The sequence below is a fragment of the Umezawaea sp. genome, assembly GCF_057122925.1.
In genome coordinates this window covers 16,219-35,727 of the sequence record NZ_DBNGPQ010000085.1, presented here as the reverse complement: position 1 = coordinate 35,727, position 19,509 = coordinate 16,219, and the positions used below count along the sequence as shown (strand labels likewise).

At 72.2% G+C, this 19,509-nt stretch carries 17 protein-coding genes and 1 pseudogene; 11 read left to right on the top strand and 7 right to left on the bottom strand.

The genetic code is table 11. The annotated features are described in order from the left end of the window. The first annotated feature begins 31 nt into the window (after window positions 1-31). The 3 genes from AC156L_RS19300 to AC156L_RS19290 all read left to right on the top strand — a co-directional run bounded on the left by AC156L_RS19300 (window position 32) and on the right by AC156L_RS19290 (window position 3,394). A complete protein-coding gene (locus AC156L_RS19300) occupies window positions 32-841 on the top strand; it encodes an aldo/keto reductase (RefSeq protein WP_414720117.1) in 810 nt (269 codons plus the stop codon). A 97-nt stretch (window positions 842-938) separates the two neighbouring features. Then, window positions 939-1,196 (top strand): hypothetical protein, encoded by a 258-nt coding sequence (locus tag AC156L_RS19295; protein ID WP_330883187.1) that lies wholly within the window; start codon window positions 939-941, stop codon window positions 1,194-1,196. Window positions 1,197-2,014: 818 nt separating this feature from the next. Next, entirely contained in the window at window positions 2,015-3,394 is a 1,380-nt protein-coding gene (locus AC156L_RS19290; protein WP_330883189.1) for a glycoside hydrolase family 10 protein, read from the top strand. Window positions 3,395-3,491: 97 nt separating this feature from the next. Here the strand turns inward: AC156L_RS19290 and AC156L_RS19285 are convergent, their stop codons facing one another. After that, entirely contained in the window at window positions 3,492-4,853 is a 1,362-nt protein-coding gene (locus AC156L_RS19285; RefSeq protein ID WP_330883191.1) for a glycoside hydrolase family 43 protein, read from the bottom strand. Between the two features lie 310 nt (window positions 4,854-5,163). Next, the gene (locus tag AC156L_RS19280) at window positions 5,164-5,763 is read right to left on the bottom strand and encodes a TetR/AcrR family transcriptional regulator (RefSeq protein ID WP_330883193.1); all 600 of its coding nucleotides are present in this window, start codon (window positions 5,761-5,763) and stop codon (window positions 5,164-5,166) included. 86 nt (window positions 5,764-5,849) lie between these two features. Between AC156L_RS19280 and AC156L_RS19275 the strand changes: the two genes are divergently transcribed. Continuing rightward, window positions 5,850-6,587 carry an SDR family oxidoreductase gene (locus tag AC156L_RS19275; protein WP_330883195.1) on the top strand — a complete coding sequence of 246 codons (738 nt, stop codon included), beginning with the start codon at window positions 5,850-5,852 and terminating at the stop codon, window positions 6,585-6,587. Window positions 6,588-6,590: 3 nt separating this feature from the next. Here AC156L_RS19275 and AC156L_RS19270 read toward each other — a convergent pair whose 3' ends face one another. Next, complete coding sequence (locus tag AC156L_RS19270) at window positions 6,591-7,973, bottom strand: cellulose binding domain-containing protein (RefSeq protein WP_330883197.1); 1,383 nt, start codon at window positions 7,971-7,973, stop codon at window positions 6,591-6,593. A gap of 349 nt (window positions 7,974-8,322) precedes the next feature. On the opposite strand from AC156L_RS19270, the gene AC156L_RS19265 reads away from it, so the two are divergent. Further along, window positions 8,323-9,666: an extracellular catalytic domain type 1 short-chain-length polyhydroxyalkanoate depolymerase gene (locus AC156L_RS19265; protein ID WP_330883199.1), complete on the top strand. Its 1,344-nt coding sequence runs from the start codon at window positions 8,323-8,325 to the stop codon at window positions 9,664-9,666. A 31-nt stretch (window positions 9,667-9,697) separates the two neighbouring features. Here the strand turns inward: AC156L_RS19265 and AC156L_RS19260 are convergent, their stop codons facing one another. Then, window positions 9,698-10,555, bottom strand: a complete 858-nt coding sequence (locus AC156L_RS19260) for an SCO6745 family protein (RefSeq protein ID WP_330883201.1) — start codon at window positions 10,553-10,555, stop codon at window positions 9,698-9,700. After that, entirely contained in the window at window positions 10,552-11,472 is a 921-nt protein-coding gene (locus AC156L_RS19255) for a LysR family transcriptional regulator (protein ID WP_330883203.1), read from the bottom strand. Before AC156L_RS19255 ends, AC156L_RS19260 begins: the two co-directional genes overlap by 4 nt. A 94-nt stretch (window positions 11,473-11,566) precedes the next feature. Here AC156L_RS19255 and AC156L_RS19250 point away from each other — a divergent pair, with 94 nt between their 5' ends. The 3 genes from AC156L_RS19250 (at window position 11,567) to AC156L_RS19240 (ending at window position 15,430) form a co-directional block, all read left to right on the top strand. Further along, window positions 11,567-12,373 carry an inositol monophosphatase family protein gene (locus AC156L_RS19250; RefSeq protein ID WP_330883205.1) on the top strand — a complete coding sequence of 269 codons (807 nt, stop codon included), beginning with the start codon at window positions 11,567-11,569 and terminating at the stop codon, window positions 12,371-12,373. Continuing rightward, window positions 12,370-12,990 (top strand): NAD(P)-dependent oxidoreductase, encoded by a 621-nt coding sequence (locus tag AC156L_RS19245; protein ID WP_330883207.1) that lies wholly within the window; start codon window positions 12,370-12,372, stop codon window positions 12,988-12,990. Before AC156L_RS19250 ends, AC156L_RS19245 begins: the two co-directional genes overlap by 4 nt. Before the next feature lie 202 nt (window positions 12,991-13,192). Beyond that, the gene (locus tag AC156L_RS19240; protein ID WP_330883209.1) at window positions 13,193-15,430 is read left to right on the top strand and encodes a bifunctional SulP family inorganic anion transporter/carbonic anhydrase; all 2,238 of its coding nucleotides are present in this window, start codon (window positions 13,193-13,195) and stop codon (window positions 15,428-15,430) included. Window positions 15,431-15,581: 151 nt separating this feature from the next. Here the strand turns inward: AC156L_RS19240 and AC156L_RS19235 are convergent, their stop codons facing one another. Beyond that, the gene (locus AC156L_RS19235; protein ID WP_330883211.1) at window positions 15,582-16,043 is read right to left on the bottom strand and encodes a MarR family winged helix-turn-helix transcriptional regulator; all 462 of its coding nucleotides are present in this window, start codon (window positions 16,041-16,043) and stop codon (window positions 15,582-15,584) included. Window positions 16,044-16,127: 84 nt separating this feature from the next. Between AC156L_RS19235 and AC156L_RS19230 the strand changes: the two genes are divergently transcribed. The 3 genes and pseudogenes from AC156L_RS19230 (at window position 16,128) to AC156L_RS19220 (ending at window position 17,531) form a co-directional block, all read left to right on the top strand. Beyond that, window positions 16,128-17,021, top strand: coding sequence for an alpha/beta fold hydrolase (locus AC156L_RS19230; RefSeq protein ID WP_330883213.1), 894 nt, complete (start codon window positions 16,128-16,130; stop codon window positions 17,019-17,021). A gap of 80 nt (window positions 17,022-17,101) precedes the next feature. Then, window positions 17,102-17,332, top strand: a pseudogene (locus tag AC156L_RS19225) (MmyB family transcriptional regulator); the annotation flags it as partial. 70 nt (window positions 17,333-17,402) lie between these two features. Beyond that, window positions 17,403-17,531 carry a hypothetical protein gene (locus AC156L_RS19220; protein WP_330883215.1) on the top strand — a complete coding sequence of 43 codons (129 nt, stop codon included), beginning with the start codon at window positions 17,403-17,405 and terminating at the stop codon, window positions 17,529-17,531. Window positions 17,532-17,558: 27 nt separating this feature from the next. Here AC156L_RS19220 and AC156L_RS19215 read toward each other — a convergent pair whose 3' ends face one another. Further along, window positions 17,559-19,421, bottom strand: a complete 1,863-nt coding sequence (locus AC156L_RS19215) for a glycosyl hydrolase family 28-related protein (protein ID WP_330883217.1) — start codon at window positions 19,419-19,421, stop codon at window positions 17,559-17,561. Between the last annotated feature and the right edge of the window lie 88 nt (window positions 19,422-19,509).

Here is a 19,509-nt window from a genome sequence, read left to right as displayed (position 1 = left end):
CCACCACGGCCGGTACCGTGGCCGCGTGTCGATCACCTTCCGCATCGCCGGGGACCTGGAGGTGCGGCGCCTCGGGTTCGGCGCGATGCACCTGCCGACCGAACCGGACTCCGCCCGCGCCGCCGCCGTCTCCGTCGTCCGACGGGCCGTCGACCTGGGCGTCACGCTGATCGACACGGCCTACCTGTACGGCGGGGGAGCGAACGAGGAACTCCTCGCCGAGGCCCTGCACCCGTACCCGGACGGCCTGCTCGTCACCACCAAGGTCGGGGTGGCCAGGACGGGACCCGGCGGTGGGTGGGAGCTGAACGGGCGGCCGGAGGTGCTGCGCGAGCAGGTCGACCAGGCCCTGCGCAGGCTCCGCGTCGAACGGCTGGAACTGCTGCAACTGCACCGGGTCGACCCCGGCGTGCCGCTCGTGGACCAGGTGGGCGCGCTCCGCGACCTCCGGGACGCGGGCAAGGTGGGCCGGATCGGCCTGTCCGAGGTCACCACCGCCGAACTGGAGCAGGCGCGCGGGGTCGTCGACGTCGCCAGCGTGCAGAACCGCTACAGCCTCGTCGACCGCGAGCACGAACCCGTGCTCCGGGCGTGCGGGGCGGCGGGGATCGCGTTCCTGCCGTGGCGGCCGGTGCTCGGCGCGGCGACGGACGCGGCGGTCGGGGCCGTCGCCGACGAACTCGGCGCCACGCCCGCCCAGGTCGCGCTGGCGTGGCTGCTGGCCCGCTCGCCGGTCGTCCTGCCGATCCCCGGCACCGCGAACCCCGCCCACCTGGAGGAGAACGTGGCCGCCGCGGACCTCCGCCTGTCCGCCGACCAGCTGGCCCGCCTGGATCGGTGACCCGTCCTCTTCGGACACCGGTGGGAATAGGTCGAGCCGCGTGCGCGCTGAACCCGGTACCCGCGAGGGGAGAAGCTCCAGCAGAAGGGTGTGGGTGATGCTCGAACGATCCGGGTCGCCGGAGGGCGCCGCGCTGACCACGAAGTGCGGCAGGCAGATCGCGGTCGGGCGGATGCAGCTCAGCGCCCCCACGCCGATCGGACGGGTGACGCTGCGCGTCGGCCCCGACGGCAGCGGTCGCGGCGAGGCCTGGCTCAGCCTGACCCCGACCGAGGCCAACGACCTCGCCCGAGCCCTGCTGGCCCAGGGCGACGTGCTCGCGTTCGGAGCGGTCCGCCGCCGCGGCCCCCGCTGACCCCTCGTCCCCTGCGGGCCCCGCCGCCGCGCACTGAGGACGGGGCACCGCGGTCCGGACGCTCGGACGGCGGTAAGGCCTCCCGTTCGGCCGCGTGTTCCTGACGGCGGTACGGCTTCCTGTCCGGTCGCCGAGTTCCTGATGGCGGTACGGCTCGCTGCTCGGCCGCCGCGCGTTCCTGACGGCGGCACTGCCGGTTGGTCGCGCGTGTCCCTGATGGCGGTACGGCCTGCTGCTCGGCCGCCGAGTGCTCATGACAGCGGCACCGTTCCCTGCTCGGTCGCCGCGTGTCCCTGATGGCGGCACCGTTCCCCGCTCGGCCGCCGCGCGTGCCTGACATCGGTACCCGCTTCCCGCCTGGCCGTCGGTGCCGTCGCCCGCCCGCCGTGCGTTCCGGACGGCGCCGCTGTTCCCCGCTCGACCGCCCCGCGTCCCCGACAGCGGTGCCGCTCCCCGCCGCCGCGCACGCCGCCGCCGTCCCCGTTCGACCGCCCGTCTCCTCGCTCGCCCCGCACCCCTCCGCGCACCGGCCGCCGGGCATGTCCGCAGGCAAAAGTTTCGTCCAAATGAGCGAAACTCTTCGGCGTGAGACTTCGGGTCGCTCCGCCGAAACATCCTGGCTGTAGGGCCGCTCGCCAGGAATCCAGCCCGCCGGAGCGGTGCTAAAGCCCCGGTTCGCCCGCGCGAATTGGTCTGATCCGGGGTTGTCAGGCTTATATGTTTCGGTCAATACTCCGGGTGCCTGAGCCTGCCGGAGCTTGGTCCCTGCCAACCCCACCTGCGCAACACACAGGTGCTCCCCCAGAAGGTGCCAACACATGAAACTGACATCGAAGTCAGTGTCACGAGCAATGCTCGTGTCGAGCCTGGTGGTCGCCACCACTGGCGGTGCGCTCGTGCTCGCCACGTCCGCCGCCCCGCCCGCCTCCGCGGCGACCACGCTCGGCGCGTCGGCGGCTCAGACCGGCCGGTACTTCGGTACCGCGGTCGCGGCCAACAAGCTGTCGGACTCCACGTACGTCGGGATCCTGAACCGCGAGTTCAACATGGTGACCGCCGAGAACGAGATGAAGATCGACGCGACGGAGCCGAACCAGAACCAGTTCTCCTACGGCAACGCCGACCGGATCGTGAACCACGCGCGGGCCCAGGGGATGCGGGTGCGCGGGCACACGCTGGCCTGGCACTCGCAGCAGCCCGGCTGGATGCAGAACATGAGCGGGTCGGCGTTGCGCTCGGCGATGCTGAACCACGTCACGCAGGTCGCGACCTACTACCGGGGCAAGATCTACGCCTGGGACGTGGTGAACGAGGCCTTCGCCGACGGCAGTTCGGGCGCTCGGCGGGATTCGAACCTCCAGCGCACGGGCAACGACTGGATCGAGGCCGCGTTCCGCGCGGCGCGGGCGGCCGACCCGAACGCCAAGCTCTGCTACAACGACTACAACACCGACGACTGGTCGCACGCCAAGACCCAGGCCGTGTACCGGATGGTGCAGGACTTCAAGTCCCGCGGCGTGCCGATCGACTGCGTCGGCCTCCAGTCGCACTTCAACCCCCAGAGCCCGGTGCCGTCGAACTACCAGACGACCCTGTCCAGCTTTGCGGCGCTCGGCGTGGACGTGCAGATCACCGAACTGGACATCGAGGGTTCGGGGTCGGCGCAGGCGGCCAACTACCAGCGCGTCGTGTCGGCGTGCCTGGCCGTGGCCCGCTGCACCGGCATCACCGTGTGGGGCATCCGCGACACCGACTCGTGGCGCGCCTCGGGCACCCCGCTGCTGTTCGACGGCTCCGGGAACAAGAAGGCCGCCTACACCTCGACCCTCAACGCCCTGAACGCGGGCGGCGGCACCACGACGACCACGACGACCACGACCACGACGACCACCACGACCACGACCACCACCCCTGGACCCGGCGGCTGCACGGCCTCGGTGTCGCTGAACTCCTGGAACGGCGGCTTCGTCGCCACCGTCAAGGTGACCGCCGGATCGGCGGCCATCACCGGCTGGACGGTGAACCTCGCCGTGCCGTCCGGTGCCACGGTCACCGGTTCGTGGAACGTCCAGCGCAACGGGAACTCGTGGTCGAACGTCGCCTACAACGGCGCCGTGTCCGCGGGGCAGTCGACCGAGTTCGGCTTCCAGGCCACCGGAGCCGGCACCGGCATGGAACCGAGCTGCACGGCTTCCTGACCGGTCCGCAGCCCGGCGCGGGGGGCCGCCACCCCCCGCGCCGGGTCCCCGGTGCGGTGACCACGGCCTCCGGGGGGGGCCGGGGTCACCGCACCCCTCAGAAGCCGACGCGGAAGGTGGCGTCCTGCCGGTCGGTCGCCGTGGAGATCGGGTCGATCCGCAGCACGTGACCCGAGTGCCGCAGGTACCGGTCCGGGTAGTTGTGCGACCGGTAGGAGGTCCAGCTCGACTCGGCGAGACCCGCCACCGGCGTGAACGTCGCGTCGGCGTCGAACGAGGCCGACCCGTCGTCGGGCGCGAGCACCACGGCGTAGCCGGAGTGCCGCAGGTAGCTCGCGGGGACGTTGACCGACTGGAACGAGACCCCGGAGCCCGCCAGGCCGGGGACGATCCGCCACTGCTGGTCCTGGTACGGCTCGAACGGGTAGGTGTCGACGCGGGCCACGTTGTTCTGGTGCCGCACGTACCGGTCCGGGAAGTTGTAGGACTTCAGCCGGTTCCACGTCGGCGTGCCCCACCTCGACAGCAGCCCGGACATCTCGGCGGCGGTGATCGGCTGGATGGTCGCGTGCTTGGAGTTCAGCGGCTGCGTGTACGACCGCTGGTCGACCGGGGTCCACGTGCCGCCCACGTTCGTGGTCTGCCAGGCGTAGAAGACGCCGTTCGGCGTGTACGTGTCGCCCCACAGGTACCGCGTGCCGGACGTCAGCGAGGCCACCACGATCGGCGCCTCCGTGCCGCCGTGGGAGACCGGTCCGCCGTAGGTGGTGAAGCTGCCGGGGGCGAGCGAGGACGAGCGGGCGGCGAGCAGCGTGCCGTTCGTGTTGTTCTTGAAGAACAGGTGGTTCACGCCGTTCGCCGAGTGCAGGTGCCCGTCGATCGCCGCGTGGCCGGGGTCGAAGAACGTCTGCGGAGCGCCGACCGTCGTGAAGTCGGTGGTGTAGTTGACCATGATGACGTCGTGGCCGCCGTTGACGGCCGAGTAGATGATCGCGTACTGGCCGCGCGAGGCGTCCCAGAACGCCTCCGGCGCCCAGGAGTGCGTGGGCATCGAGTGCAGCTTCACCCTGCGGTAGCCGGTGAAGGACCTCAGGTCGGTCGAGTCCCACACGTGGACGTACTGGTTCTGCAGGCTCCAGTCGGTGCCCTTGAGGTCGGTGGCGAGCACGGTGAACGTGCCGTCCTGCTTGCGCAGGATGAACGGGTCGCGCAGGCCCTGCGTGCCCTGCGTCGGTGTCGCCACGGGGTTGTTCTGGTTGAGGGGTGTCCAGTTCAGGCCGTCCTGGCTGACGGCGAGGTGCAGTCCGTAGTTGGCGCCGCTGAAGTTCGGCGACTCGGTGAAGTACCCCATGACGTACCCGGAGTACGTGGCCGCTGACGCGGTTCCGGGGCTCGGCGCGACCGTCGTGCCGCTGAACACCAGCAGCCCGAGCAGTGCGGACAGGACTCTTCGACTCATGACCGTCTCCGTTGTCGGTTCGATGGGTCAGGCGGGTCGGATCGACCACCGCCGAGTCGGCTCCACCGCCGCGGTCCGTGCCGTCTCGATCGGGTTGGTGGTGGAGGGGGCGGCGACCAGGCTGACCACCCGCGACGGGGTGCCGCTGGACGCATCGGTGGACCCGCACCCCAGGCAGGGGCCAAAAGTGATGTTAGCGATAACATTCCCTTGTCAGCTCGACCGTAGGACGCCCGCTGAAGCTGGGTCAAGGTCCACTTGGTGGGATGTTCACGTTCTCATCCTGTGACCGCTGCGGCCTGGGTCGCCCCTAGGCCAGCCCGCGCGCGAGCGTTCGACCGGCCTCGGTCGCCTGCCGCGCCAGGTGGTCGACGGTCTGGTGGGGGCGGACGAAGAAGCCGTCCGCCAGCAGCGCCACGTAGCCGTGGGCCAGCGCCACCTGCTGCTCCAGCAGCCACAGCGAGCGCTCGGTGTCCCCGCCGACCGCCGCGCGGGCCAGGTCCAGCAGCCGGTCCATGAGCCCTCGGCCCGCGGCGGACAGGGCCTCGTCGTGCAGCCCGCGCAGTTCCGCCGCGAAGATGACGTTGAACCCCGCCCCGCGGACGGCCGCGAACCGCACGTACGCGCCCCCGGTCGCGGCGAACCGGTCCACCGGGTCGGGGCCCGCCGCGTCGACCGCGCGCTCGACCTCGGCCGCGAGTTCCTCGGCGGCCCGCGTGGCGACGGCCGCCAGGAGGTGGTCGCGATCGGGGAAGTGGCGGTACGGGGACGCGGTGCTGATCTCCAGCTCGCGCGCCACCCGCGCGACGGAGAAAGCGGCGAGCCCGTGTTCGGCCAGCAGGTCGTAACCCGTGCTGATCAGCGCCGCTCGCAGGTCGCCGTGGTGGTAGCGGCGCGCCGTGCCGGTCACTCGGCCTCCCGGTTGACATCGATGCGATAGGCCACTTACTTTAGCTGGCGATAGCCCTCTTACATCGTCACTCGGAAGGGAACCCCATGTCAGGAGTCACGGGCAAGGTCGTCGTCATCACCGGAGCGAGCAGGGGCATCGGTGAGGCGACGGCGCTGCGCCTCGCCGACCACGGCGCCAAGGTCGTGCTCGGCGCGCGGGGGCCGGACCAGCTCGAAGCGCTGGCGGAGCGCATCGCCGCCTCCGGCGGGGACGTGGCCTGGGCGGCGACGGACGTGCGGCGGCGCGAGGACGTGGCCGCGCTGGTCGAACTGGCGTGCGAGCGGTTCGGCGCGCTGGACGTGCTGGTCAACAACGCCGGGGTCATGCCGGTCTCGCCGCTGGACGAGCTGCGGGTCGACGACTGGGACGCCATGGTCGACGTCAACGTCAAGGGCGTGCTGAACGGCATCGCGGCGGCGCTGCCGGTGTTCCGGCGGCAGGGGTCGGGCCAGTTCGTCGCGACGGCGTCCACGGCGGCGTTCAAGACCGTGCCGGGGCAGGCGGTCTACTCCGGCACGAAGTTCGCCGTCCGCGCCATCTGCGACGGTCTGCGGCAGGAGGCCGGTGACGGGTTCCGGGTGACGGTGGTGTCGCCGGGGATGACGGCGACCGATTTCGCCTCGTCCGTGACGGATCCGGCGACGAGGGCGCGGTTGGAGGCGGTGCGGGACGCCGTGGCGATGCCCGCGGACGCGGTGGCGCGGGCGGTGGTGTTCGCGATCGAGCAGCCGGACGACGTGGACGTGAACGAGATCGTCGTCCGGCCCACCGCGCAGGCGTGACGGTCAGCGCGGCGTGCAGGTCAGGCCGGCCACCGGTTCGTCCGCACCGGACACGATCGAGCCCCAGCCCGTGGACGCGCCCGGTGCCAGGGTGCCGTTGTAGCCCTGGTTGGTCGCGGCCACCCGCCTGCCCGACTGGGTCACCGAGGCGTTCCACGTGTTGGTCAGCCGCTGCGAACCCGCCATCGAGAAGGTGACCCGCCACCCGGACAGCGGGCGCGAGCCGGTGTTGCGGACCACGACCTCGACCTGGTGGGCGCCCTGCCACGAGTTCCCCACCGAGTAGGTCGCCGTGCACGCCTCGGCCGGGCGGCGGGTGGTGGTGGTCGTCGCGGCCGGGGGCGCGGTGGTGGTCACGGGCGCGTCGGTGGTGGTCGTGGTCGGCTCGGCGGTCGTCGTGGTGGTGGTCGCGGGGGGCGTGGTGCCGGCCATCGGCGCGGTCGTCCACGTGTCCGAGGACGTCGGAGGCCCTTCCTCCGTGCTGTGGTCGACCTTCGTGTACACGTCGGCGCACGTCGGCGAGCACGCGGCGGGCAGGCCGAAGCGGTAGACCCTGCCCTGCTGCACCAGCGCGTCCGACACGTCGCGCACGCGGACGCGGTAGTCCGTCCCGCCCTCGCTCGCCGGGCCGATGACGAAGGCCTGGCCCATGTCCTCGTTGGGCTGCGCCTGCCGCCACGTGCCGTCCGGGCCCAGGTACTCCACGCCGTGGATGCCGTTGGGCAGGTGCGAGACCGCGAGCACGGGCCGGGAGGCCTGGGAACCCCGCAGGAACCCCAGTTCGAGGTCGCCGCTGTAGCGCGGGGTCGGCACGTAGGACCACGACACGTGCCGGTTGTTCCAGCGGCTCGGGTCGATGTGGCCGACGGACACGCCGTTCTTGGTGAACCTGGTCAACGACGTCGTGGACAGTCCGATGTGGTCCGGGTCGTCGCGGCACCAGGCGGTGGGCGCCGCGCAGCCGTCGGCCACGACCATCGTCAGCGTGGCGCCGTTGAGGTCGTCGGCGATCCAGGAACCCTCGCGGCAGAACGGTTTCCCCTGCGCGCCGTCGTTCACCCCGGTGCAGAAGTCGCCGATGGTGACCTGGACGTACCGGCCGCAGTTGCGCCCGTTCTCCCACCGGCCGATCCGGTGCGACTCCGACGCGGGCAGCGGCCTCGGGTGGGGGCCGTAGTCGCCGGGGGTGTCGAACACGTTGAGCGCCACGAAGTCCGGCGAGTCCAGGACGTCCTGGGGGAGCCCGCAGCCGCCGTAGGCGGAGTCGAACCCGGCGAAGTGGGTCGCGTTGCCCGTCTGCGACGGGGTGCTCTCCGCGCCGCTGGTCGACACCAGGATCGCGGTCACCACGAGGGCGACGGTGGCCAGGGCGGTCCCGGCGAGCACCGCCCTGCGCGTGGAAGGTCTGTGGGATGGGGCCGCGGTGGTCACTTCGCCCTCTCGCGCGGACCGGCGCGCACGGCGGGTCCGGCTCTGGTGATGATCGGCTGGGAGCGGGATCAGACTTCTCACCGGCGCGCGCGATGTCAAGGAACGGCGGGCGGCAGTCGGTCCACCGTGACCAAAACTTTCGAAGACTATGGGAAAGTTTCGAACCGGGTCGAATGGCATATTCGACATTTGCGCTAGTCAGATCGCCAAATGAGACTCGAAACCACTCGAAACTACGCGCCCAAAGAGCTGACGCGGCAGTACGGTGAAGCCGCCCCTGGCCGCCATCCTTCAAGGAGGAAGGATGCACCTCAGCACCTCTCCACCCCCTGCCCGCCACGGCGCCGTCGTGGCGAGAACCCTCGGAGTCCTCGTCGCCGCACTCGCCGCGGTGCTCGCCGTGCTGGTCGCACCACCGACTCCACCCGCGTCGGCCGCGGCGCTGACGGAGGTGACCGGGTTCGGCACGAACCCGAGCAACCTGCGGATGCACATCTACGTGCCGGACCGCCTCGCCGCCCGACCGCCCGTGCTGCTCGCGGTGCACTACTGCACCGGCACGGGCCCCGCGTTCCACTCCGGCACCGAGTTCGCGCGGTTGGCCGACCAGTACGGCTTCATCGTGGTCTACCCGTCCGCGACCCGCAGTGGACAGTGCTTCGACGTGTCGTCGCCGCAGGCGCTCAAGCGCGACGGCGGCAGCGACCCCGTCGGCCTGGTGTCGATGGTGCGCTACGCGCTCCAGCGCTACAACGGCGATCCCGCGAGGGTGTTCGTCACCGGCGTCTCCTCCGGTGCCATGACGACGAACGTCATGCTGGCCAACTACCCGGACGTGTTCCAGGCGGGAGCGGCGTTCGCGGGCGTGCCCGACGGCTGCTTCGCCACCACGGACGGGTCCGGCTGGAACAGCGCGTGCGCCAACGGGACCGTGCTCAAGACCCCGCAGCAGTGGGGCGACATCGCCAGGTCCGCCTACCCCGGCTACTCGGGGCCGAGGCCGCGGATGCAGCTCTGGCACGGCACCGCCGACGACACCCTGCGCTACCCCAACTTCGGCGAGGAGATCGACCAGTGGACGAACGTCCACGGCGTGTCCACCACGCCGACGTCCACGGACAGCCCGCAGTCGGGCTGGACCCGCACCCGCTACGGGACCGGGGTCGAGGCCATCTCCCTCCAGGGCGTCGGCCACAACGTGTACGCCACCGGCATGGGTCTCCGGGTGATCCAGTTCTTCGGCCTCGACCAGGGCGGGTCGACGACCACGACGACGACGACCACCACCACGACCACCACGACCACGACCACGACCAACCCGCCGGCGGGGGCGTGCCGGGTCGGGTACACCACCACCGCGTGGAACAGCGGCCTGACCGCGAACATCACCATCACCAACACCGGTAGCGCCTCGGTGGACGGCGGCTGGACGCTGGCGTTCACGCTGCCCGGCGGACAGGTGATCACGTCCGGCTGGAACGCGACCTACACGCCGACCAGCGGGGCGGTGACCGCGAAGAACGCCTCGTACAACGGGACGATCGCCGCGGGCGCGTCCACGGGGATCGGCTTCCAGGCCACGCACACCGGCAACACCGCGGCACCGACCTCGTTCACGTTGAACGGGGCCGCCTGCTCGATCGCGTGACGGCGGCGGAGGCCCTCCGGGGGGCCTCCGCTCAGTCCGTGATCTCCAGCCGCCCGATCGGGTGCGTCGCGGGCAGCGCCGTCTGGCACGTCAGCGCGGGGCCGCGCAGCTCCCGCACCAGGCGCCGGGCGTCGGCGACCGTGGCGCCCGCCCGCGTCCAGCCGTCCCAGGCCAGGTCGTCGGTCACCCGCTCGACGCGGGCCAGCAGTGCCCGGCCCGCGTCGCCGATCTCGTCCTCCGCGCGCAGCAGACCGCGCGCCAGCAGGCCTTCCGCCGCGGCCGACCACTCCTCGTCGGTCCAGCCGCGCGCGGCCTGCGTCACCCGGCGGTCCAGGTCGGACGCCGTGCGCAGCACCAGCGACTCGATCCCGGTCAGCCCCTCCGCCAGCAGCGCGGCCACGTGGCCGTCACCGCGGTGCTCGCGCAGGACCGCGGTCGCCTGCCAGAGGCGCTCGCGCGGGTCGTCCGGGCGGGGCACGGCCGCGTTCGCCGCCGCCAGCACCCGGCCGTCGCACGGCAGGGCCGACGCCACGGCCCACAGCTCGTCGGCGAGCCGGTCGTCGAGGTCGGGCAGCAGTTCCGCCAGCGCCCGCCCCGCGCCGTCCAGCCGGGCGGCCAGCGCCGCGGCCGGGGAGGCGAGCGCCCACACGGCGGGCAGCGCGCGGGCGGTCATGGCGGCCGAGAACCCGAAGAACGACGCCCGCACCACCGCTTCGCCCACGGGGCCGAGCGGAGCCGCCCGCTGGGCGAAGTAGCCCCGCCAGAAACCCCGCAGCCCCACGGCTTCCAGCGCGGCCAGTGCCGTCGGGTGGAAGTAGACGAGCGCGTGCACCGACTCGTACCGCGCCCACAGGTGCCGGGCGAGCGCGGGTCCCTCGTCGTCCCTCATCCGGTCGATGATGCCCCATCGGCCTGGAGCGCCCGCAGCGCCGCCAGCGCCAGCCCCCGCAGCCACACGTGCGCGTGGTCGCCGTCGTAGCGCTGGTGCCAGGCCAGGTACAGCGGCACGTCGGGCATCGCCACCGGCAGCGGCAGCGCGACGAGGCCGAGGTCGGCGACCAGCGCCCTGCTCGTGCGCTCGGCGACGACGGTGAGGAGGTCGGTGCGGTGCACCAGCCGCACGGCCGCGAGCGTGGTGGGGGCCGCCGCGACGACCGCCCGGCGCAGCCCCGTGCCCTCCAGCACGTCGTCCACGGGGTCGCGCAGCCTGCCGCGCCGCGACACGGTGATGTGCTCGGCCGCCGCGTACGCCTCCGGCGTCAGCGGTCGCGCGGTCAGCGGGTGGTCGGCGCGCAGCAGGACGACGAGGCGGTCGCGGCCCACCAGTTCTCGGCTGATCTCGGGCAGCTCGGGCTCGTCGGAACTCGTCTCCAGGTCCACGTGGCCGCGCCGCAGGTCGTCGGTGTCGGCGAGCGGTTCGACCAGGAACCGCAGCCGCACGCCCGGCGCCTGGGCGCGCACCGCCGTGAGCAGCTCGGCGCCGACCGCGGTCGTGATGGAGTCGTGCCACCGCAGGGTGAACACGCGGTCGAGCGTGCCGAGGTCCACCTCGCGCTCGGGGGACAGCACGGTCCGCACCTGCTGGACGAGCGCGTGCACCTCCTCCCGGATGGCGGTCGCGTGGGGCGTCGGGGTCATCGTCCGGCCGGTGCGCACCAGGATCTGGTCCCCGGTCGCGCGGCGGATGCGCCCGAGCGTGCGGCTCATCGCGGGCGCGGACAGGTGCAGCCGGTCGGCGGCTCCCGTGACGCTGCCCTCCTCCAGCAGGGCGTCCAGCGCCGTGAGCAGGTTCAAATCCAGTTGCATGAGAGTAAATCTATCATGAGCAAGGATGCACTTGCCGTTATGTCTGGGCGCTCATAGGTTGGTGCCAACACCAGCGAACGGAACGAGGAACCCCATGTCCCACAACGAAACCGCGCTCCTGGCCGAGGTCGTCCCCATCGTGGAGGCGGCGGGTGCGCTGCTCCAGAAGCGCTTCACGACCGAACCCCCGACGCTGACCACCTTCGACGAGATCGTCGCGGCGATCAACGCCAACGACGACGCCGTGCTCGACGTCCTGCGCGAGCCGCTGCTCGCCGCCCGCCCCGGCTCCGGCTGGGTGGAGGACGAACTGGCGGGCGGTCCGCTGCCGCCGGGCGAGTGGTGGGTCACCGACCCCGCCGAGGGCAACATCAACCACGTCCACGGCCTGACCGACTGGGGTGTGACCGCCACGCTCGTCCGCGACAACCGGCCGGTGCTCACGGTCGTCCACCTCCCGCTGACGGGCACCACCTACACCGCCGTCGAGGGCGGGGGAGCCCACCAGGACGGTGTGCCGCTGCGACCGTCGAGGAAGACGGCGCTGCTGGGGGCGCTGGTCGGCACCGGGCAGGCGCGGCCGGGGGAGAGCGTCGAGACGTTCCGGAGCATCGGCGGCTCGGTGACCGCCCTGCTGACCGCCGGGAGCGTGCTGCGGGTGTCCGTGCCCGCGACCCTCCAGCTCATCCACGTCGCCGCCGGTCGGACGGACGCCTTCTGGCAGCACAGCGACGTGCGCTCCGGCCTGGTGGCGGGCGTGCTGCTGGTGACCGAGGCGGGCGGCGTGGTCACCGACCTCCAGGGCGTGCCGTGGACCGTCGCGAGCACCGACGTGGTGGCCGCCGCTCCCGGCGTCCACGGCCCGGTCCTCGACGCCCTGTCCACCGCGGGGACCTCGTGAACATCACCGTCCTGGCCGCGTCCGGCGCGACCGGCCTCGAACTCACCCGCCAGGCGCTCGACCGGGGCCACACCGTGACCGCCGTCGCGCGGAACCCGAGCCGCGTCACCGTCGCGGACTCCGACCGCCTCACCCGCGTGGCCGCCGACCTGCGCGACCCGGACTCCCTCGCGCGGGTCGTGCCCGACGGCTCCGTCGTCCTCTCCGGACTCGGCATCGCGAAGGGCGAGGAACCCGGCGTGCTCACCGCGGGAGCCAGGGCGCTCGTCCGGGCGCGGCCGGAGCGGATCATCTGGCTGGGCGCGCTCGGCACCGGCACGTCGGCCGAGGTCGCGGGGCCGGTGACCAGGACCCTGCTGCGGGTGCTCCTCAAGAGCGAGCTGGAGGACAAGGTCGCCGCCGACACGGCGGTGCTCGCCGCGGGCGGCACGGTGTTCCACGCCGGTCCGCTGACCAACGGCCCGCTGAGCGCCGACCGCCGGGCGCACGGTCTCGCCGACGCGCCCCGGCGGCTGCTCCCCGGCCGCGTCAGCCGGGCGACCGTCGCCGCCGCGATGATCGACGAGGCCGAGAACCGCCGCCACGTCGGCGGGACGGTCATCCCGGTCGAGCGCTGACGGTGCGCCGGAGGGGGCGGTCCACCCGACCGCCCCTCCGCGATCCCAACCGGGCAGGAACTGTGAGCAATCGCACGAACACGTAGGGTGGGAACCAATCGGACATTTGCGCCGTTTGGAGGCACGTGAGCGGAGCCGATACCGCTCAACGGCCCAGTGGTGCGCCGGCCAGGACCACCGCTGCTCTCCCGGAGGACCCCACGTGGAACCACGCGACGCGCCCTCGACCCGCGAACCCCGCCGCACCGCCGTGCGCCGGTGGATCAGAGAGGACTCCCGCCACGACCTGTCCGCGTCCCTCGTCGTCTTCCTGGTGGCGATGCCGCTGTCGCTGGGCATCGCCGTCGCCTCCGACGCCCCGGTCACGGCCGGCCTCATCGCCGCGGTCGTCGGCGGTGTCGTCGCCGGACTCCTCGGCGGAGCCCCCTTGCAGGTCAGCGGACCCGCGGCCGGGTTGACCCTGGTGGTGGCGGGCTTCGTCCAGCAGTTCGGCTGGGCCGTCACCTGCGCCATCACGGTCGCTGCGGGCCTGCTCCAGGTCGTGCTGGGGCTGAGCCGGGTCGCGCGCGCGGCGCTCGCCATCTCACCCGCCGTGGTGCACGGGATGCTCGCGGGCATCGGCGTCACGATCGCGCTGGCCCAGCTGCACGTGCTGCTCGGCGGCGCGCCGGGCACGGGGGCGTGGGAGAACATCACCCAGCTCCCCGCCCAGCTCCTCGGCGTGCACACCGGCGAGGCCGTCGTGGGTCTCGTGGTGCTGGCCGTGCTGCTGGTGTGGCCGCTGACGCCTCCCGCGGTGCGCGCCGTCCCGGCCTCGCTCGTCGGCATCGTCGGCGCCACGCTGCTCGCCTGGTCGCTGTCCTGGGACGTGGCGCGGGTCGACCTGCCCGGTTCGGTGCTCGACTCCGTGCGGCTGCCCGAACTCCCCGACGGCCGGTGGGGCGCGGTCGCGCTGGCGGTGTTCACGATGACCGTGATCGCGAGCGTCGAGAGCCTGCTGTCGGCGGTCGCGGTGGACAAGCTCAAGGACCGGGGCAGGGCCGCCGACCTCGACCGCGAACTGGTCGGCCAGGGCGCCGCGAACACGGTGTCCGGCCTGCTCGGCGGGCTGCCGGTCACCGGTGTCATCGTCCGCAGCTCCACCAACGTGGCCGCGGGGGCGCGCACCAGGGCGTCGGCCGTGCTGCACGGCGTGTGGGTGCTGCTGTTCTCGCTGGCGCTGGTCGGCCTGATCGAGCAGGTGCCGATGGCGGCGCTGGCAGGTCTGCTGGTCTACGTGGGCATCAAGCTGCTGAAGGTCGCCGACGTGCGCACGGCGCGGCGCCAGTCCGAACTCCTCGTGTACCTGACGACCGTCGGGTGCGTCGTGTTCCTCGACCTGCTGATGGGCGTGCTGATCGGGTTCTCCCTGTCGGTGGCGCTGATGCTGCGCCGGGTCGTGTGGGCGAAGCTGAAGGTGTCCAGGACGCCCGTGCCCGGCGGGCACGACCACTGGACCGTGCTGGTCGAGGGCACGCTGAGCTTCCTGTCGATCCCGAGGCTGTCGCGGGTGCTGTCCCACGTCCCCGACGGCGCCCCGGTCGACGTCGAACTCGCCGTCGACTTCCTCGACCACGCCACCTACGAGCACCTGGCGATGTGGCGCGACCAGCACGAGAAGACCGGCGGCGTCGTGCACGTCGACGAGGTGTCCGGCGTCCGCAGCGGCATGTCGCGAGGCGGTCCGGCGGCGGCGCTGCCGCGCTGGTTCGCCCCGTGGTCGTCGTGGCAGACGTCCGTTCCCGCGCAGCGCCACAGCGACCACGACGAGGCCGCCCGCCCGCTGGTGTCGGGCGTGCAGGAGTACCACCGGCGGTCGGCCCCTCTGCTGCGGCCGGTGTTCGAGGGCCTGTCCGACGGGCAGGAGCCGCAGGCGATGTTCCTGACCTGCGCCGACTCCCGCATCGTGCCCAACGTGATCACCGCCAGCGGCCCCGGCGACCTGTTCACCGTCCGCAACGTCGGCAACCTCGCCCCGCTCGACGACGACGGCGTGGGCGCCTCGGTGCACTACGCGGTGGAGGTGCTCCGCGTGCCGGCCCTGGTCGTGTGCGGCCACTCCGGCTGCGGCGGCATGAAGGCGCTGCTCGACGGTGCCGCGGGCTCCGACGACCCGGTCGGCCGCTGGCTGCGCTCGGGCGTCGGCAGCCTCGCGGCCCTGCGCGCGGGCCACCCCGCCGACCCGCGCTCGGGCGCCGTGGCCGACCGGCTGTCCATGGTGAACGTCGCCGTCCAGGTGGCGTCGCTGGAACGCCTGCCGGTGGTGCGCGACGCCGTGGCCGAGGGACGGCTGAAGGTGATCGGCATGTTCTTCGACATCGGCGCGGCCCGGCTGTCCCTGTTGACCGACGACCGCACGGCCTTCTCGGCGCTGCCGGAGGGCGTTGACGTGCTGCACTAGCGCGCGGTGACCAGGGGGCGGCACGCCGGGCGGGGTCGTGGACGGCGCACCGCGGTCGATCGACGGTGGCGAGGTCGTCGTCGGTCGACCGCGAGGACCGCCGGTGGGCGACCTGCTCGGGGCGCGGTGGTCGGGTGGGGGCGAAGGGGTCCTACGCCATCCACTCGGTCCCGTGGTGGCGGTAGTCGGCACTCTCGTCGACCAGTTGCCTCAGCGTGCTCTCCAGCTGCGAGAGGGGAACCGCGCCCACCCGCTCCTCCCACTCCCGGCGCAGGTCGTCGAAGATCGCGGTGCCTTCGCGGAGCATCGCCAGCCCGTGCGGGGTGACGAAGAGGCGCATGCGGCGCTTGTCCACGGGATCGGGTTCCCGTGCCACGTAGCCGCGCTCCTCCAGGGCGGTGATGGTCTTCGCGGCGGCCTGCTTGGTGACGGACATCCGCCGTCCGAGTTCGGACGCGTTGTCCGCGCCCGACAGGATCGCCTGCAACGCGAAGTCGTGAACGGGCCGCACCTCGTCGTACCCGCGGGCGACGAGTTCCGCGGTGGCCCGATCGGCCAAGGCGCGGAACCCGCCGAGCAGGAGCATGGCGAGGTCGGAGCCGGGGCGCGACATGGGCCCAGCTTAGGTCACCTTGACAACGACAACCTTGGTTGTCTATGGTTTGGACAACCAAGGTTGTCCAATTGAGGAGCGCCCATGCCCGTCATCGATCCGGTCGGTGCCACGGTTCCCGGGGTCACCCACCACCTCGCCGACGTCAACGGAACCCGGCTCCACCACGTCTCGGCGGGCACCTCGGGCTCTCCGGTCCTGCTGGTCCACGGGTGGCCGGAGACGTGGTGGGCCTTCCGCGAGGTCATCCCCCTGCTGGCGGCGGCACACCGGGTGTTCGCCGTCGACCTCCGCGGGTTCGGCGATTCCAGCACCGCGGAGGGCGACCACGACGAAGCGACGTTCGCCGAGGACCTGCACCACCTGGTGGAGCACCTCGGCGTCGGCCCGGTCCACGTCCTGTGCCAGGACATCAGCGGCGGTCTCGCTTTCCGCTTCGCCTCCGCGCACCCCGAGGACGTCCGCAGCCTCACCGCCGTCGAGACGACCCTGGCGGGCTACGGGCTCGAAGACCTCGCGGACGTCAACCACGGCGGCTCGTGGCACGTCGGGTTCCTCGGCGCGCCGGGCATTCCGGGGATGTTGCTGGCGGGTCACGAGCGCGAACTCATCGCGGAGTGGGCCTTCCCCGCCATGACGGGGGCGAAGGGCGTGATCGGCGACGACGACGTCGACGAGTTCGCCCGCACCTACGCGCGGCCGAACGGCTGGCGGGGCACGGAGCACCTCTACCGGTCGATCTTCACCGACGCCGGGCGGACCAGGGCCCTTGCCGAAGCGCGGCCGCTGACCGTTCCGGTGCTCACCGTCGACGCCTCCGGCGCTCCCGCCACCGAGCGGACCTTCCGCCAGGTGACCGCGGGAGCCGTCACCTCCGTGCGCTTCGGGGGCGTTGGGCACCTGGTGGCGCAGGAGGCTCCCGAGGCCCTCGCCGCCGCCGTCCTGGAGTTCGTGGGGCGGGTGGACGGCGTCCGGTAGGCCAGGGGAGCGCTCCCGAACGCGCGCACCTGGAAGCGTTGGCGCGCAACGGGAAGCGAAGGCCGTTCGAGTGCGAGGTCGTGCCGGAGGCAACGCGGGGGGTGGTGGCCGCGCCGGCCGAGCCCGCCTACGTGACGGGCCGCCGGTGGGACCTGCTGGTGCGCGACGCCGCGGCCGAGGAGCTGTTCGGCGGCGTGCCCGACAACGTCCTGGAGCACCTGCTGCTCGACCCCGCCGCGCGGGAGTCGTTCGGCGCGGGGTGGGAGGAGGGGGCCGCGCACGCCGTGGCGCAGTTCCGGGTGGCGTACGACCTGTGGGAGCCGGACCCGGCGTTCGCCGACCGGCTCCGCCGAGTTCGAGGGCTGGTGGGACGCGCACGAGGTGGTCGGCGGGGGAGCGGGCCGCAAGACCCTGCACGGGGTGGTCCACGACTGCGCCACGTTCCGGCTCGACGAGGACCCCGAACTGCGGCTCACGGTCTGCACGGCCGAACGGGCCGGGAGCGCGTAGCCCCCGGCCCGTTCGACACCCGTGCCCCTACGGGACCGCGGGGTAGTCCTTCACGTACACCGGCACGCCGACCTTGGTCATGTCGGCCGCCTCGCCGACGCCGTTGACCACGTGGTCCACGACGCCCGCGCTGAGGTTGACGGTCATGATGTGGTGCAGCTTCACACCGGGGGTGTTCGGCACCTCGAACCCGTTCTCCGTGTGGATGGTCGGGTTGTTCTGGTTGAACACGTAGACGCCCGCGCCGAAGAGCGAGTGCGTCTTGACCTTCGCGCCGACCTTGTAGCCCGCGTAGCCCTCGACGGGGCCGTTCATCCAGTCCGCCTGCGTGGGCGGGTCGTACGGCAGCTCGTTCTGGTACAGGATGGTCGTGCCCCTGTCGCCGTTCCAGGTGGTGTTGTACTTCTGGAAGTGCTCGACGAACAGGCCCGTCGCCGTCACGCGGTCACCGTTGATGACGGCGCCCTGGCGGCCGGTGTTGGTGTTCCAGCGCTGCGTGTCGGTGAAGCCCTCGACGCCGTGGTCCGCGCGCCACACCCAGGTGTGGTCGATGAGCACGTCGTCGCTGTTGACCTCGAGAGCGGTGTCGACCTTGCCCACGTGCGGGCCGCCGACGCGGAAGTACACGTCGGACAGCGTGGTCGGGTTGGACGCGCTGCTCCAGGCCCAGCCGTTCTTCTTGCCCACGCGCAGCAGGACCGGCGACTCCTTCAGACCCGCGTCGACCGTGACGCCCGCGACGACGACACCGGGGACGTCGGCGACGTCCAGCGGGATCGCGCCGTTGACGGCGGTCAGCGTGGCGTGCCCGAGACCGAGGACGACGGTGTTGGGCAGCCGGACCTCGATGCTCCGCGCGATGTCGTAGACGCCGGGCGTGAGCAGGAGGTTCTTGCCGATCAGCAGGTTGAAGTTGATGGTCTGCACCGAGTCCGTCGGCTTCGCGACGTAGAAGTCGCTCAACGGGATGGTGCGGCCCGCGGTGGCGCCCGCGGACCAGGAGGTGCCGGAGGTGTTCTGCTTCGCGGCGGGCACGCGGACGTTGTACTTGCCCTTGGCGTCCACGAACAGGTACGGCTTCTCGCGGCTCACCGGCGTCTTCGCGACCGTGGTGTACGGCGGGTCCGGGAACGCCGAGTCGTCGGGGGCGCCGACGACACCGGAGAACACCTGGTTCCACACGCCGTTGGACCAGCTCGCGACCTCGCTGTTGCGGGTCAGCCACTGCTGCTGCGAGCCGTTGGTGGTCGCGGGCAGCTTCGAGTCGGCGATGAACCCGCCGCTCGCGTACTGCGGACCGGCGGTGCAGTAGTCCATCAGGGACAGTCCACCGTTGGTGAAGTTCACCCGGCGCATCGACACGGCCTGGGACACGGCCCAGAAGTTCGCGGTCGAGCGGCAGCCGTCCTGGCCGGTCGCGTTCACGTTGACCGTCAGGTTGGAGATCGTGCGCCAGAAGTTCACCAGCGCCAGGCAGTTGCTCGTGCCGCCGTCGGCGAGGCAGCGGTTGTAGACCTCGACCTTGCCGTTGATGACGACGTCGGTCGGCGCCGCGCCCAGACCGGTGATCTCGGTGTAGTAGCCCACCTTGATCTGGAGGGGCTGCTCGGCCGTGCCGTAGGTGCCCGGCTTGAAGAGGTAGGCGTACCGCTCGGTGCCCATCTCGTTGTCGACCTGCTTGGCGTAGGTCGCGTCCAGCGTCGCCTGGATCTGCGCGACCGGCGTGCTCGGGTCGAACACCGTGGTGTTGACGCCGAAGTTGGGAGCGCTGCCGCCGTGCGACCGGGTGTCGGGAGCGGCCGTCGCGGTGGTCGCGGCGGCCAGCGTCACCACCAGGCCGAGGGTGAGCACGCGGCCGAGTCGCCGCTTCGTGGAGCCCGCGAAGATCATGCGGATCGTCCTCTCAGTCGGGTGGTCGGTGGCGGGACGGGGAGCGCTCCGGCGGGGGAGCCTATGCGACGCACGATCATCGTCGACC